The organism is Micromonospora citrea, assembly GCF_900090315.1.
In the GTDB taxonomy this organism is placed as follows: domain Bacteria; phylum Actinomycetota; class Actinomycetes; order Mycobacteriales; family Micromonosporaceae; genus Micromonospora; species Micromonospora citrea.
Map to the genome: position 1 here is coordinate 5,669,547 of NZ_FMHZ01000002.1, position 14,277 is coordinate 5,683,823.

The 14,277-nt window shown below is 76.2% G+C and carries 15 protein-coding genes and 1 pseudogene; 7 read left to right on the plus strand and 9 right to left on the minus strand.

Translation table 11 applies throughout. The features are described from left to right. Nucleotides 1–2: 2 nt before the first annotated feature. Together GA0070606_RS25940 and GA0070606_RS25945 are read right to left on the minus strand one after the other, a co-directional pair. Nucleotides 3–833, minus strand: a complete 831-nt coding sequence (locus tag GA0070606_RS25940) for an MBL fold metallo-hydrolase (protein WP_091105352.1) — start codon at nt 831–833, stop codon at nt 3–5. Beyond that, nucleotides 830–1,240 (minus strand): thioesterase family protein, encoded by a 411-nt coding sequence (locus GA0070606_RS25945; RefSeq protein WP_176737579.1) that lies wholly within the window; start codon nt 1,238–1,240, stop codon nt 830–832. Before GA0070606_RS25945 ends, GA0070606_RS25940 begins: the two co-directional genes overlap by 4 nt. Nucleotides 1,241–1,336: 96 nt before the next feature. Here GA0070606_RS25945 and GA0070606_RS25950 point away from each other — a divergent pair, with 96 nt between their 5' ends. Next, complete coding sequence (locus GA0070606_RS25950; RefSeq protein WP_245724807.1) at nt 1,337–2,368, plus strand: phosphatase PAP2 family protein; 1,032 nt, start codon at nt 1,337–1,339, stop codon at nt 2,366–2,368. Between the two features lie 66 nt (nt 2,369–2,434). Here GA0070606_RS25950 and GA0070606_RS25955 read toward each other — a convergent pair whose 3' ends face one another. From GA0070606_RS25955 to GA0070606_RS25965, 3 genes are read right to left on the minus strand one after another with little or no spacing between them, the layout of a single operon-like run. After that, nucleotides 2,435–3,895 carry a PH domain-containing protein gene (locus tag GA0070606_RS25955; RefSeq protein ID WP_176737580.1) on the minus strand — a complete coding sequence of 487 codons (1,461 nt, stop codon included), beginning with the start codon at nt 3,893–3,895 and terminating at the stop codon, nt 2,435–2,437. Between the two features lie 44 nt (nt 3,896–3,939). After that, complete coding sequence (locus GA0070606_RS25960) at nt 3,940–4,479, minus strand: PH domain-containing protein (protein ID WP_091105357.1); 540 nt, start codon at nt 4,477–4,479, stop codon at nt 3,940–3,942. A gap of 22 nt (nt 4,480–4,501) precedes the next feature. Next, nucleotides 4,502–4,732 carry a hypothetical protein gene (locus GA0070606_RS25965; protein ID WP_091108197.1) on the minus strand — a complete coding sequence of 77 codons (231 nt, stop codon included), beginning with the start codon at nt 4,730–4,732 and terminating at the stop codon, nt 4,502–4,504. A 278-nt stretch (nt 4,733–5,010) separates the two neighbouring features. On the opposite strand from GA0070606_RS25965, the gene GA0070606_RS25970 reads away from it, so the two are divergent. Genes GA0070606_RS25970 through GA0070606_RS25980 form a run of 3 tightly spaced genes read left to right on the plus strand, consistent with a single transcriptional unit; the run spans nt 5,011 to nt 8,047 of the window. Beyond that, the gene (locus GA0070606_RS25970; protein ID WP_091105359.1) at nt 5,011–6,117 is read left to right on the plus strand and encodes an AAA family ATPase; all 1,107 of its coding nucleotides are present in this window, start codon (nt 5,011–5,013) and stop codon (nt 6,115–6,117) included. Then, nucleotides 6,096–7,100: a DUF58 domain-containing protein gene (locus GA0070606_RS25975; RefSeq protein WP_091105362.1), complete on the plus strand. Its 1,005-nt coding sequence runs from the start codon at nt 6,096–6,098 to the stop codon at nt 7,098–7,100. The genes GA0070606_RS25970 and GA0070606_RS25975 overlap by 22 nt, the downstream gene beginning before the upstream one ends. Beyond that, nucleotides 7,097–8,047 (plus strand): VWA domain-containing protein, encoded by a 951-nt coding sequence (locus GA0070606_RS25980; RefSeq protein ID WP_091105364.1) that lies wholly within the window; start codon nt 7,097–7,099, stop codon nt 8,045–8,047. Before GA0070606_RS25975 ends, GA0070606_RS25980 begins: the two co-directional genes overlap by 4 nt. 619 nt (nt 8,048–8,666) lie before the next feature. Here GA0070606_RS25980 and GA0070606_RS25985 read toward each other — a convergent pair. From GA0070606_RS25985 to GA0070606_RS26000, 4 genes and pseudogenes are all read right to left on the minus strand, one after another. Further along, a complete protein-coding gene (locus GA0070606_RS25985) occupies nt 8,667–9,788 on the minus strand; it encodes an acyltransferase family protein (RefSeq protein ID WP_091105366.1) in 1,122 nt (373 codons plus the stop codon). Then, the gene (locus GA0070606_RS33780; protein ID WP_091105369.1) at nt 9,785–10,684 is read right to left on the minus strand and encodes an alpha/beta hydrolase; all 900 of its coding nucleotides are present in this window, start codon (nt 10,682–10,684) and stop codon (nt 9,785–9,787) included. The genes GA0070606_RS25985 and GA0070606_RS33780 overlap by 4 nt, the downstream gene beginning before the upstream one ends. A gap of 101 nt (nt 10,685–10,785) precedes the next feature. Beyond that, nucleotides 10,786–11,138, minus strand: a pseudogene (locus tag GA0070606_RS25995) (response regulator transcription factor). 60 nt (nt 11,139–11,198) lie between these two features. Then, complete coding sequence (locus tag GA0070606_RS26000; protein ID WP_091105371.1) at nt 11,199–11,387, minus strand: hypothetical protein; 189 nt, start codon at nt 11,385–11,387, stop codon at nt 11,199–11,201. A gap of 155 nt (nt 11,388–11,542) precedes the next feature. Between GA0070606_RS26000 and fabG the strand changes: the two genes are divergently transcribed. The 3 genes from fabG (at nt 11,543) to GA0070606_RS26015 (ending at nt 14,272) form a co-directional block, all read left to right on the plus strand. Next, nucleotides 11,543–12,298: a beta-ketoacyl-ACP reductase gene (gene fabG / locus GA0070606_RS26005; protein WP_091105373.1), complete on the plus strand. Its 756-nt coding sequence runs from the start codon at nt 11,543–11,545 to the stop codon at nt 12,296–12,298. 35 nt (nt 12,299–12,333) lie between these two features. Further along, nucleotides 12,334–13,101, plus strand: coding sequence for an enoyl-ACP reductase FabI (fabI, locus tag GA0070606_RS26010; protein ID WP_091105376.1), 768 nt, complete (start codon nt 12,334–12,336; stop codon nt 13,099–13,101). 112 nt (nt 13,102–13,213) lie between these two features. Continuing rightward, complete coding sequence (locus tag GA0070606_RS26015) at nt 13,214–14,272, plus strand: ferrochelatase (protein WP_091105378.1); 1,059 nt, start codon at nt 13,214–13,216, stop codon at nt 14,270–14,272. Nucleotides 14,273–14,277 lie beyond the last annotated feature (5 nt).

Genomic DNA, 14,277 nt, shown 5'->3' on the forward strand with positions numbered 1-14,277 from the left:
CCTCAGGCGGTGCCGTCGAGCTCGGCGTAGCCGCGGCGCGCGGCGTGCAGGGCGGGGCGCGCGCCGAAGGGCGCCTCGGCGGCGACGCGCTCGGGCGGGGCGCCGCCGGTGTGCCCGGCCCGGATGAGCCAGGCCAGCTCGACGAGCTGGGCGTGCTGCGCGCGGACGAACGCGGCGTCCACCGGCTCGCCGTGCCCCGGCACGACGACGGTCGCCGGGGTGGTCATCCGGAGCAGCTCGGCCAGGGCGTCCGGCCACTGCAGGGGGTAGGACTCCTCGAAGGCGGGCGGGCCGCTCTGCTCCACCAGGTCGCCGGCGACGAGCACGTCGGCGTCCGGCACGTGCACCACGAGGTCGCCCGCGGTGTGCCCGCGACCGGGATGGCGCAGCACCACCCGCCGGCCGCCCACGTCGAGCACGGTCTCGCCGTGCACGGTGTGGGTGGGCGCGAGCAGCGTGGTGCCGGGCAGCTCCTCGGCCAGCGCGGGGTGCTCGTCGCGCATCTCCTCGTACGCCTCCCGGCGCAGCCGGTCCGCCTCCTCGCGCATCGCCGCGGCGGCCACCTCGTGGGCGTAGACCGGGCGCGGCGGGTCGGCGGCGAGGGTCGCGTTGCCGAAGCAGTGGTCGAAGTGGTGGTGGGTGTTCACCACCGTCCACGGGTGGGTGGTGACCGCCCGGGCGGCGGCGGCCAGCTCGGCGGCCTGCCCGGCGGTGGAGAGCGTGTCGACCAGCAGCGCCGCCCCGTCGCCGACGACCAGCGTGACGTTGACGTGCAGCAGCGGCTCGCGCAGCACGTGCACCCCGTCGGCGACCTGCGTGAAGCCGGCGGTCATGACGACCGCGCGGCGCGTTCCACGAAGCGCTGCCGGTCGACCAGCACCCGCTCCACCCGGCCCTCGGCGACCGTCTCGTCGCCGTCGCTGACGCTCACCTCGAAGTGCAGGCGTCGCCCCTCGACCGCGGCCAGCCGGGCCTGCGCCACCACCGTCCGCCCCACCGGGGTGGCCGCGCGGTGGTCGAGCTCGACGCGGGTGCCGACCGTCGTCGACCCGCTGGGCATCCGGGTGGCGGTGGCCGCCACGGTGGCGGCCTCGGCGAGGGCGAGCACCCGGGGCGTGCCCAGCACCGGCACGTCCCCGGAGCCCACCGCCTGGGCGGTGTCGGTGTCGGTGACGGTCAGCTCCACCCGGGCGGTCAGACCCGGCGTGAGGGCGGGCTCCGGCTGCTGCTGCATGGTCAGAGCCTAGACGAGACGGCACCCGGTGGCGGGCCGCCCGCGCGGGAGCGTGGTGGTCGGCGTCGGTGGATGCCGCCCGCGCCGTTAACCTTGACCGCGATGTCTGTCGCGACCGACCCCCAGCCCCCCGCCCGGACCGGCCCACCCGCCTCGCCCGACGGCGGGCGTCGGCGCGTGGTCGCGATGACGGTCTGGGGGGTCGCCTTCGTCGCCGGCTGGCTCGGCATCGGCCTGCCGACCGACCCGGCCTACGCGTTCCTGTGGATCTGGGCGGCGACGATCGCCTGGAACAGCAGCCGCCCCTGGCGCAGCCACCTGCGCTTCGCCCGGGACTGGGTGCCGGTGGTGCTGCTGCTCGCGGTCTACAACCTCTCCCGGGGCTTCGCCGACAACGGCGCGACCCCGCACGCGTACGAGCTGATCGTCGCCGACCGGGTCATGTTCGGCTGGGCGACCGGCGGCGAGGTGCCGACGGTCTGGCTCCAGCAGCACCTCTACCGGCTCGAGGTGCACTGGTGGGACGTCCTCGTGAGCTGGGTCTACTTCTCCCACTTCGTGGTGGCGCTGGCCGCCGCGGCGGTGCTCTGGCTGCGCGACCGGGGGCGCTGGGCGGCGTTCATGCGCCGCTGGGGCTTCCTGTGCGCCACCGGGCTGGTCACCTACTTCCTCTACCCGGCCGCCCCGCCGTGGTGGGCGGCGCAGAACGGCCTGCTGGAGGAGGTCGCCCGGATCTCCACCCGGGGCTGGAAGGCGTTCGGCATGCACGGCGCGGGCAACCTGCTCAACGCCGGGCAGATCGCCTCCAACCCGGTGGCCGCCATGCCGTCGCTGCACACCGCGTTCGCCCTGTTCGTGGTGCTGTTCTTCATCCGGCAGACCCGCCGCCGCTGGTGGCCGCTGCTGCTGGCGTACCCGCTGGCGATGACCTTCACGCTGGTCTACTCGGGCGAGCACTACGTCATCGACGTGCTGGTCGGCTGGGCGTACGTCGGGATGACCTTCCTGGCGGTCGGCCTGGCGGAGCGCTGGTGGGCGGCCCGCCGGGCCCGCCGGCAGCCCGCCGGCAGCGACGCCGGGCCGGCCGATCCGCCGGCCCCCGCCGAACCGCCGGCGGTGCCGGCGACGCGCTGACCGCCGGGCGCGTCTGCCCGCACCTGCTGGTCGGTGGTCTGCTGGCCGTGGTCGCCCGGGCGGCGGTCAGCCCGCCCGCCGGGCGGCGCGCGCCCGGTCGGTCAGCTCCGCCGCCAGGGCCCACGCCTCGGCCAGGTCGCGGTCCCGGGCGGCCGCGCCGGCCCCGCCGGCGGTGTCGGCGTGCACCGTCGCCAGCCCCAGCCGCCGCTGCGCCGGCCCCTGCACCACCCGCACGCTCTGGATCCGGGCGTACGGCACGAGCGCCACCTGCCGCGTGAGCAGGCCGGACCGCACCGCGAAGACCCGGTCGTCCAGGCCGGCGCCGAGCACGTCCCGGCTCAGCGGGTTGAGCCAGCGGGCCCGCGCGGGGGGCGGGCTCAACGGCAGCGCGGCGAGCCGCACCCCGGGCAGCACCTCGGCCACGATCGCCTCGCCGGTCGGCAGGTCCCCGACGGGGAGCAGCCGGTCCGGGCGGTTACGGTCGTCGCCCTCGCCGGCGGAGTAGCCGGCCACCTCCAGGCGCAGCCGCAGCCAGCCCTTGACCCGCCACAGCAGCGGCCAGCTCACCCCGACGGTCTGCACTCGGTCCAGCGGGACCGTCTGGGCGCGGGTCTCCAGCAGCCCGTTGCGGATCCGCAGCGTGCCCTCGTCGCGGGCGAGCCGGAAGTTCCAGTCGTCGAGCACCCGGCGCACCGGCTGCAGCAGCACACCCGCCATGGCGGTGAGGGTGCTCGCCACCGCGATGAACGACCACGAGTCCTCGGAGAGGAACTGGGCCAGCACGAACGCCACGCCGAACGGGATCATGAACGCCTGCGGCGTCAGCAACTGGCTGACCAGCAGGTCGTTGTTGCGGACGGTGTGCAGCGGCCGGCCGGGCGGCGCGGACACCTCCGCCGGCGCCGCACCCGTCTCCGCCTCCGCCGCGACCCCGCCGGCCTGTGCCCGCCCCGCCAGGACGAGCAGCCGCCCGCGCAGCGCGGTCGCGTCGGCGACGCTCAGGTATGCCAGCGGCGCCTCGGTCTTGCCCCCGCCCACCACCTCCAGCCGCAGCTCGGCCAGGCCGGTGAGCTGGGCGAGCAGCGGGCGGACCACCTCGACGGCCTGGAGCCGTTCCAGCGGGATCGCCCGGGTGCGCCGCCAGACGAGCCCTTCGTGCACCCGCAGCTCGCGGCCGACCACGTGGTAGCCGGTGTGGTACCAGCTCACCACCGCCAGCACGGTCGCGCCCAGCGCCAGCACGACCGCCATCAGCGCGAACCAGCCGAAGCCGACCCGGGACAGCGTCGACCAGGACAGGCCGGCGATCACCACGACCAGCGACTTCGCGCCGTGCAGCGCGGGGCTGAGCGGATGCAGCCGCTGCCGGGGCTCGTGCGGCTCCGGCGCCCTGCCCACCTGCGCCGGCCCGGCGAACGAGGCCGCCGTGCCCGCCGGCGCCGGCCCGGTGAACGCGGGCGGCGGGTGCGGGCCGTCCGGGGCGTGGGCGGCGGCCGGATCCGGTCCGGCCGGCGCGGCGGCGGCCAGCCCGGGCGGGTCCGTCCGGTCCGCCGCGGGGCCGGCCGGGTCGCTCACAGCCCCTCCGCCCGGTCCTCGCCGAGCGCGGTGAGCCGATCGCGCAGCCGTGACGCCTCCGCCGGGCGCAGCCCCGGCACCCGGGCGTCGCTCGCCGCCGCCGCGGTGTGCAACTGCACGGTGGCCAGGTTGAACGCCCGCTCCAGCGGCCCGGCGCTGACGTCCACGAACTGCATCCGGGAGTACGGCACGATGGAGAGCCGGCGCACCAGCAGCCCGTGCCGCACCAGCAGGTCGTCCTCCCGCTCGGCGTACCCCCAGGCGCGTACGGCCCGGACGATGGTCACGACCCGCAGGGCGCCCAACAGCAGCACCACGCCGAACGCGACGCCGACGGGCCAGGCCCCGCTGAGCGCCCAGCCGACACCCAGCCCGAGCAGGACCACGCCCAGCAGCATCGCCAGCCGCAGCAGCTCCACCCAGATCAGGTCCGACGAGATCGTCTGCCAGCGGACCGTGTCCGGCCACGGCTCCAGCGGGCCCGCCGCGGGGCGGGGCGCCGCCGGCGGCGGGCCGGCGAACTCGGCACCGGTCACCGGAGAAATCCGTTGTGCGCGCTCACCCTTCGAGCGTAGGCGATCCGGCCACCGGTACGACCTCCCGGAGGAAGCCACGGGCGTCGAGAAAGTCGCCGAGGGTCGAGCGGTGCTCGGCGCAGGCGAGCCAGGTCTTGCGCCGGTCGGCGTCGTGCAGCCGGGGATTGTTCCACCGCAGCGCCCAGCGGGCGGGGGCACGACAGCCGCGCGACGAGCAGATCAGCGGCTCGTCGGTGGGGAGGGGGTCGCTCATCCGGCCCACTCTAGGGCGGGACGGGAGATTGAGCGCCGGGCGGCCACGGGGGGAGCCGCCCGGCGACGGGGTGAATCGTACACGCGCCGGACCCGTCGGTGTCCACCCGGTGAGCGACGATTCCGCCACGTGGAACGGCGTGGCGGAACGGCCCGGCGATCCGGCGAGCGGGGGCGGCGCGGCGAAAATCGGGTTCTCCCCACCTCGGCACTCAGCCGGGCATGCGAGTCTTGGTACGCACCACGCCGCGCGACAACCGATCATGCTGTGGAGGACCGGTGGCCCAGCCGACCACGCCCGACGCCCCGACGCCCAACGGGACGCGCCCGGAGACATCCGCGCCGGCGACCACGCCGGCCGAGGACGCGACCCTGCTGGAGCGGGCGCTGTTCGAGATCAAGCGGGTGATCGTCGGGCAGGATCGGATGGTCGAGCGGATGTTCGTCGCGCTGCTGGCCCGGGGCCACTGCCTGCTGGAGGGCGTGCCCGGGGTGGCCAAGACGCTCGCCGTGGAGACGCTGGCCAGGGTCGTCGGTGGCTCCTTCGCCCGGGTGCAGTTCACCCCCGACCTGGTGCCGGCCGACATCATGGGCACCCGCATCTACCGGCAGTCGAGCGAGAAGTTCGACGTCGAGCTGGGCCCCGTCTTCGTCAACTTCCTGCTCGCCGACGAGATCAACCGGGCGCCGGCCAAGGTGCAGTCGGCGCTGCTGGAGGTGATGAGCGAGCGGCAGGTCTCCATCGGCGGGGAGACCCACCGGGTGCCCGACCCGTTCCTGGTGATGGCCACGCAGAACCCGATCGAGCAGGAGGGCGTCTACCCGCTGCCCGAGGCGCAGCGGGACCGCTTCCTCATGAAGATCGTCGTCGGCTACCCGACCGACGCCGAGGAGCGGGAGATCGTCTACCGGATGGGGGTGGCCCCGCCCGAGCCGGTACCGGTGTTCACCACCGCCGACCTGGTCGCGTTGCAGCGGAAGGCGGACCAGGTGTTCGTGCACAACGCCCTGGTCGACTACGCGGTCCGCCTGGTGCTGGCCACGCGCGCCCCGGCGGAGCACGGCATGCCGGACGTCGCCCAGCTCATCCAGTACGGCGCCAGCCCGCGCGCCTCGCTCGGCCTCGTCCGGGCCACCCGGGCGCTGGCGCTGCTGCGGGGCCGCGACTACGCGCTGCCGCAGGACGTGCAGGACATCGCGCCGGACATCCTGCGCCACCGGCTGGTGCTCAGCTACGACGCGCTCGCCGACGACGTGCCCGCCGACCACGTCGTGCACCGGGTGATGTCCACGATCCCGCTGCCGTCGGTCGCGCCCCGCCAGCAGGCCACACCGACGCCGACCGCCACGCCGCCCGGTGCCGGTTGGCCCGGGCAGCGGCCGTGACCTCACCCGTCCGTCGGCCCGCCGACACCCCCTCGGACCGTACCGAAGCCGTCCTGTCGCGGCTGCAACTGCTGGTCACCCGCAAACTCGACGGCCTGCTCCAGGGCGACTACGCCGGCCTGCTGCCGGGGCCGGGCAGCGAGGCGGGGGAGTCCCGGGAATACCGCCCCGGCGACGACGTGCGCCGGATGGACTGGCCGGTGACGGCCCGCACGACGATGCCGCACGTGCGGCGTACGGTGGCCGACCGCGAGCTGGAGACGTGGCTGGCGGTGGACCTCTCGGCCAGCCTGGACTTCGGAACCGGCCGGTGGCTCAAGCGGGACGTCGTGGTGGCGGCCGCGGCGGCGCTGACCCACCTGACCGTGCGCGGCGGCAACCGGATCGGGGCGGTGATCGGCAGCGGCGGCGGCACGAGCGCTCCGGCGCGCCGCTGGCGCGGCGCGCCCCCGGTCCCCGGCCCGGACGTGTTCACCCGGGTGCCCGCCCGCTCCGGCCGCAAGGAGGCACAGGGGCTGCTGCGGGCGATCGCCGGCACCGAGATCCGCCCGGGGCGCAGCGATCTGGGCACGCTGGTGGACATGCTCAACCGGCCGCCCCGGCGGCGCGGGGTGGCGGTGGTCATCTCCGACTTCCTCGCCCCGACCGACCGCTGGGCCCGGCCGCTGCGCAAGCTGCGCGTCCGCCACGACGTGCTGGCGATCGAGGTGGTCGACCCGCGGGAGCTGGAGCTGCCCGACGTCGGGGTGCTGCCGGTGGTCGACCCGGAGACCGGGGGCCTGCACGAGGTGCAGACCGCGGACCCGCTGCTGCGACACCGCTACGCCGAGGCGGCGGCCGCCCAGCGGGCGGAGATCTCCGCCGCGCTGCGCGGCGCGGGCGCGGCCCACCTGCGGCTGCGTACGGACCGAGACTGGCTGCTCGACATGGTGCGCTTCGTGGCCGCGCAGCGGCACGCCCGCACCAGGGGGACGACACGATGATCCGATTTCTGCAACCGTGGTGGCTGCTGGCCGTGCTGCCGGTGCTCGCCCTCGCCGCGCTCTACGTCTGGCGGCAACGCAACCGCCGGGCGTACGCGATGCGGTTCACCAACGTGGACCTGCTGCGCACCCTGGCGCCGAAGGGGCTGGGCTGGCGGCGGCACGTCCCGGCCACCGCCTTCCTGCTCTGCCTGCTGGTGCTGGCGACGGCGCTGGCCCGGCCCGCGGTCGACACTCGGGAGCCGCTGGAGCGCGCCACCGTCATGCTCGCCATCGACGTGTCGTTGTCCATGCAGGCCGACGACGTGTCGCCGAACCGGCTGGAGGCGGCGCAGGAGGCGGCCAAGCAGTTCGTCGGCGAGCTGCCGGAGAGCTACAACCTGGGGCTGGTGTCGTTCGCCAAGGCGGCGAACGTGCTGGTGCCGCCCACCAAGGACCGGGAGGCGGTGACCAGCGCGATCGACGGGCTGGTGCTGGCCGAGGCGACGGCGACCGGGGAGGCGGTCTTCACCTGCCTGGAGGCGATCCGGTCGGTGCCGGCCGACGGCGCGGCGGGGGTCCCGCCGGCGCGTATCGTGCTGCTCTCTGACGGCTACCGCACCTCGGGCCGGTCGGTGGAGGAGGCCGCCGCGGCCGCTCAGGCGGCCAACGTGCCGGTCTCCACCATCGCCTTCGGCACCGACTCGGGCCAGGTGGACATCGGGGGTCAGTTGCAGCGGGTGCCGGTCGACCGGCTGGCCCTGGCCGACCTGGCCGAGGCCACGGAGGGCTACTTCTACGAGGCGGCCTCGGTCGCCGAGCTCAAGCAGGTCTACCAGGACATGGGCAGCTCGATCGGGTTCCGCACGGAGCCCCGCGAGGTCACCCAGTGGTACGCCGGCGTGGCCCTGCTGCTGGCGCTCTGCGCGGGCGCCCTCAGCCTGCTGTGGTCGTCCCGGATGCTGTGAATCCGCGTCGCCGGCCGAGCGGCGGTCGGTGGGCGCCGCCGACGGCCGGTGACGGTCGGTGCGCGCTGCCGACGGCCGCTCGGCCGGTGGGCGCTGCCGTCGGCCGGCGGTGGTCGGTGGGCGCCGCCGGCCGGCCGTCAGTGGGCGCCGCCGCCGGCTGCCGAGCGGCGGTCAGTGGGCGCCGCCGCCGGCCAGGACGAAGACGACGGCCACCCAGACGGCGGCGAGGGTGAAGCCCAGCGGGGCGACGTAGCGGCTCATGGACGGCTCCGGGTGGCGACTGGACGGTCCGCGCGTGCGGGGGCGGACCGCAGGGGGGTGGATCAGGACGCGCACACGAAGTCGTGACCGGGCGGCTCCCGGCGGACCGCCCGGCTGCGGGCGGCGCGGCACGGCGACCGGCGAGGGGCCGGGTGACCGTGCGGAGGCGGGGAGCGGAGCTGGGTCAGCTCACCTGCTGAGTCGTGGCTCAGCGGGGCTGACGTTCGGCCCGGCCACGACTGGGAGGATCGCTATCTCGCACAGCGATCACCTCCTGCGGTCGGCGGGGCCCGGAAGGCGGGCCGGCACGGCCCGCGAACGCCGATCATCGTACACCCGCGGGCGCGTGCCCCCGCACTCAGCCGACCGGGCGGGCGATCCCGTCCGCCGGTGGACGCCCGGCCGGCCGCGCGGCCGCCGCAGCGCCGGTCGTCCGCCCACGGATCAGCACCACCAGCACGGCGGCCAGCACCGGCAACCAGCAGAGCCGGGCCACCAGCCAGCCGGGGCCGTCCGGCGCCGTGTGCAGCCCGGGCAGGGCGACGCCGGTGCGGCCCGCCAGCACCGCAACCCCGACCAGCACCGGCTGGTGCCAGAGGTAGACGCGCACCGCGTGGCGGTTGACCAGGCCCACCGCCCGCCCGGCCCACGGCCGCCTGGACAGCCGGGCCAGCGCCGGCCGGGCCGCCAGACCCACCCCGACCTGGGTCACCGCCAGGGCGACCGCCAGCAGCGACGGCGGGTGCAGGTTGGACACCTGCGCGCCGGGCACCCCGACCGCGCTGACCGGGTAGCCGAGCGCGACCAGGCCGGCCAGCCCGGCGGCCCCCGCGCCGGCCAGCCCCAGCGCGGCCCGTCGACCGGCGAGCCGGCCGTCGGCGTGCGCCAGCCCCAGCAGGTAGGGCACCGCCCACGCGGCCAGCACGGCGACCGGCAGCCGCCCGGGGACCTGCGGGAGCAGCCGGCCGGCCAGGTCGACCGCCGCCACCACGGCCACCGCCGGGGCGGCACAGCGCAGCGGACCCCATCGGCGTACGGCGGCGCGCAGCGGGGCGGTCAGCGCCACCAGGACCAGCAGCGGGAGCAGGAACCACAGCGGACTGACCGTCAGCGTCAGCGCCACGGACAGGGTGGCGTCGGGGGTGCCCAGCGCGGTGGCGGCCAGCAGCACCGCCGCCCCGGTGCCGAGCAACGCCACGGCGGGCAGCACCAGCCGCCGCAGGCGGCGGGCGAGCCAGGCCGGCCCGCCGCGCCGGCGGGCGGCCGAGCGGGCCGAGGCGTACCCGGCGGCGAAGAAGAACAGCCCGAGGGTCTGCAACAGCCAACTGGCCGGCGCCAGCGACGGCATCGCGGTCAGCGGGCTGGCCTGGGACAGCGTGCCGTCCGGGGCGAGCACCAGGCCGGTGACCAGCCAGTGCCCGAGCACCACTCCGCCCACCGCGTACGCCCGCAGCGCGTCGACCGCGCGGTCCCGGCTCACCGGGCCGCCCCGCCCGTGCCCGCCCCGCCGGTGAGCACCACCGACGCGACTGCGCCGACGGTCGCCGCGCCCGGGCTGAGGTAACTGTCGTGCCCGGTCACCCCGGCCACCGGCAGCGGCCGGGCGCCGAAGGCCGGGTCGGCCGGCCGGATCCCGTGCCCGAGCCCGGGCAGCCGCAGCTGGGGCACGCGGCGGATCCAGTCCGTCTCCGCCTCCGCCGCCCAGAACCGCACGCCGCCGAACCGGTCCGCCCGGTCCGTGCCGACGCCGACCCCGCCGAGGGCCACCACGTCGGTGACCTGCGCCGGCGCCCCCGTCGCGGCCAGCCCGACCACCAGCGCGCCGTAGCTGTGCCCGATCAGCGTGACCCGGGCCCGCGGCCGGCGCGCGGCCAGCTCGGCCAGCAGCTCGGACAGGGCGGCGGCGCCCCGCCGTGCGGCGCCCGCCCCGGCCGCCGCGAGCACCCCGTCCGGCGGGTCGTAGCCGAGCCAGGCGAGCACGGCGACCCGGGCGCCGGGGTCGGTCGACCGCAGCGCGGCGTGCAGCCCGGCGGCCTGCACGGCCGGCGCGCGGCGAGCCACCCCGCCGAGCCCCCGGTCGAAGTCGCGCAGCGTGCAGCCCACCCCGGGCACCAGCACCGCGATCGCGTCCGCGCCGGCCAGGTCGCCGAGCACCTCGACGGCCAGCCCGTCGCCGCGCGGGTCGAAGGCCAGGAACCGCCGGCCGCGCTCGGCCCAGTCGGCGTACGGCGCGCCGGCGGCCCGCATCGCCGCCGTCGTCGCCGGGTACCGCTCGACGAAACCCGCCGCGGCAACCGGGGCCGGCCGGGCCGGCAGCACCACCCCGGCGCCGAGCAGCGCGGCGAGCACGACCTTAAGGACATCCCCGCTCCGCATCACCGTGCTCCCTCCGTGTCCGTCCACGGTGGGCAGCGTGCGGTGCCGGGCGCCGCCGGCGCGTCACCCCGGGGAGCCGTCTCCGGCCCGGTACCGGGGTGCTACTCGCCGGCGGCCACCAGACCCGACTCGTACGCCGGCACCACGGCCTGCGCGCGGTCGCGCAGGCCCAGCCTGGCCGGGATCCGACCGACGTGGTCTTCACGGTCTGCTCGGCGACGACCAGGTCGGCGGCGTAGTCGTCCAGGTCGAAGGTGGTCAGGATGAGCCCCCGGGGACGGTCGGCGGGGCGGTCGCCGAGGAGCTTCCGGGTGGCCGCCAGGCCGTCCAGCACCGGCATCCGCACGTCCATCAGCACCACGTCGGGATCGGGCCGGAGGGCCGCCTCGACCGCCTGCGCCCCGTCGGCGGCGTCGCCGACCACCAGCAGGTCCGCCACGCCCACAGCGGCCACCGCGCCGCCAGCGCCACCGGAACGGTGGCGCCCAGGGCGAGGCGACGGCGTACGCGTCGGTCAGCCCGCGGTCGTGGCGGCCGCGGCGGTGAGCCCGAGCAGGGCCGGCAGGGCGACCGGGACCAGGTAGGCGCGCCAGCCGTGCCAGCGGCGCCGGCTGGCCGCCGGGCGCGGCGGCACGTCCGGGCCGACGAGCAGCCGACGCAGGTCGCGCAGGGCGACACTGGCCGGATTGTCGGGCTGGACCATCCGGGGAGGCTACGACGACGGCGCCGCGCCGGTCGTGCCACCACGGGACGACCCGGACGTCGTACCCAGGGGTGACGTGCCCACCCGTTAGCGCTTACCTGCCGGTAACGCCTAGGCTCCGACCGACCGGGAGATCACTGAGCAGAGGGGGACCCGTGGCCCGTACCGTCCTGGTGACCGGCGGCAACCGGGGGATCGGCCTGGCGATCGCGCAGGCCTTCGCCAAGCAGGGTGACCGGGTGGCGGTGACCCATCGGGGTGGGGGAGTGCCCGGCGCCGGCGCAGCCGAGCCGGGGTCTGGCGCAGGCGGAGCCGGCCATCAGGGCGGCCTGTTCGGGGTGCGCTGCGACGTGACCGACCCGGACTCGGTCGACGCGGCGTTCACCACCGTCGAGGCCGAGCTGGGGCCGGTCGAGGTGCTGGTCGCCAACGCCGGCATCACCGACGACACGCTGCTGATGCGGATGTCCGAGGAGCAGTTCACCCGGGTGCTGGACACCAACCTGACCGGCGCGTTCCGGTGCGCCAAGCGGGCCTCGACGAAGATGCTCCGGGCCAGGTGGGGCCGCATGATCTTCATCTCCTCGGTGGTCGGCCTCTACGGCGGCCCCGGCCAGGTCAACTACGCGGCGAGCAAGGCCGGCCTGGTGGGCGTGGCCCGCTCGATCACCCGCGAGCTGGGCAGCCGCAACATCACCGCCAACGTGGTGGCGCCCGGCTACGTCGAGACCGACATGACCGCCGCGCTGCCCGAGGACCGCAAGACCGAGTACCGCAAGGTCATCCCCGCCGGCCGCTTCGCGCAGCCGGACGAGGTCGCGGCGGCGGTCACCTGGTTGGCCGGGGACGGCGCGGGCTACATCTCCGGCGCCGTCATCCCCGTCGACGGCGGCCTCGGCATGGGCCACTGACAGCGGCCACTGACAGACTACGGAGGAACCCCTGCATGTCCGGACTGCTCGCCGGTAAGCGGCTGCTGGTCACCGGCGTCATCACCGACGCCTCGATCGCCTTCTCGGTGGCGAAGCTCGCCCAGGAGAACGGGGCGCGGGTCGTGCTCACCGGCTACGGCCGGCTGTCCCTGGTCGAGCGGATCGCCAGGCGGCTGCCCGAGCCGGCCCCGGTGATCGAGCTGGACGTGACCAACGCCGAGCACCTCGCCGGGCTCGCCGACCGGGTCCGCGAGCACGTCGACGGCCTGGACGGGGTGGTGCACTCGATCGGCTTCGCCCCGCAGAGCTGCCTCGGCGGCGGCTTCCTCGACGCCCCCTGGGAGGACGTGGCGACCGCGTTGCAGGTCTCCACGTACTCCTACAAGTCCCTCGCGATGGCGGCGCTGCCGCTGATGTCGGCCGGTGGCGCGGTGGTCGGCCTGACCTTCGACGCGACCAAGGCGTGGCCGGTCTACGACTGGATGGGCGTGGCCAAGGCCGGGCTGGAGTCCGCCTCCCGCTACCTGGCGCTGCACCTGGGCAAGCAGGGCATCCGCAGCAACCTCGTCGCCGCCGGGCCGCTGCGCACCATCGCCGCCAAGTCGATCCCCGGCTTCGACCAGTTCGAGGACGCCTGGACCGAGCGCGCGCCGCTGGGCTGGAGCCTCACCGACCAGGAACCGGCCGCCCGGGCCTGCCTGGCCCTGCTCTCCGACTGGTTCCCGGCCACCACCGGCGAGATCGTCCACGTCGACGGCGGCTATCACGCCATCGGCGCCTGAGGTGTGCGGAAGGGCCCCTGCCGTCGCGTCTCGGACGGCGGGGGCCCCTCCTCGCACCACGCGACCAGGGGGCTCTGCCCGGCGGGGGCGGCCGACCGGGAAGAATGGGCCCATGGCGTACGACGCGGTGGTCCTGGTGTCCTTCGGCGGGCCGGAGCGGCCCGAGGACGTGATGCCGTTCCTGCAGAACGTGACCCGTGGGCGGGGCGTGCCCCCGGAGCGGCTGGCGGAGGTGGCCGAGCACTACCAGCACTTCGGCGGCGTCTCCCCGATCAACCAGCAGTGCCGGGAGCTGCTCGCGGCGATCCGGGAGGACTTCGCCGCCAACGGGATCGACCTGCCCGTCTACTGGGGCAACCGGAACTGGCACCCGATGCTCGCCGACACCCTGGCGCAGATGCGCGACGACGGCGTCCGGCACGCGCTGGCGTTCGTGACCAGCGCGTTCGGTGGCTACTCCTCCTGCCGGCAGTACCAGGAGGACATCGCCGCCGCCCGCGCGGCGGTCGGCCCGGACGCCCCGCTGGTCGACAAGATCCGCCAGTTCTGGGACCATCCGGGCTTCGTCGAGCCGCACGCCGACGCGGTGCGGGCGGCGCTGGGCCAGCTCGACCCGGCGAAGCGCGACAGCACCCGGCTGGTGTTCACCGCCCACTCGGTGCCGAACTCGATGGCCGCCAGCGCGGGCCCGCACGGCGGCCGGTACGAGGCGCAGCTCCACGAGGTCGCCCGGCTGGTCCACGCGGCGGCGGCCCCCGACCTGCCCTGGGACCTGGTCTGGCAGAGCCGCTCCGGCCCGCCGCAGGTGCCGTGGCTGGAGCCGGACGTCAACGACCACCTGGCCGCGCTGGCCGACAACGGCACCACCAGCGTGGTGGTCAGCCCGATCGGGTTCGTCTCCGACCACCTGGAGGTCGTGTGGGACCTGGACACCGAGGCGCGGCAGACGGCCAGGCAGGTCGGCCTCGACTTCGCCCGCGCCGGCACCCCGGGCACCGACCCCCGGTTCGTGGCGATGGTCCGCGAGCTGGTGCGGGAGCGGATCGAGCCGGACGGGGTGAACCTGCGCCGCCGCCTCGGCGAGCTGCCGATGTGGGACACCTGCCCGACGGTGTGCTGTGTCCCCGCCCGCCGCCCCACCGCCGCCGCCTCCGGGCAGCCCGCCTCCTGACCCCC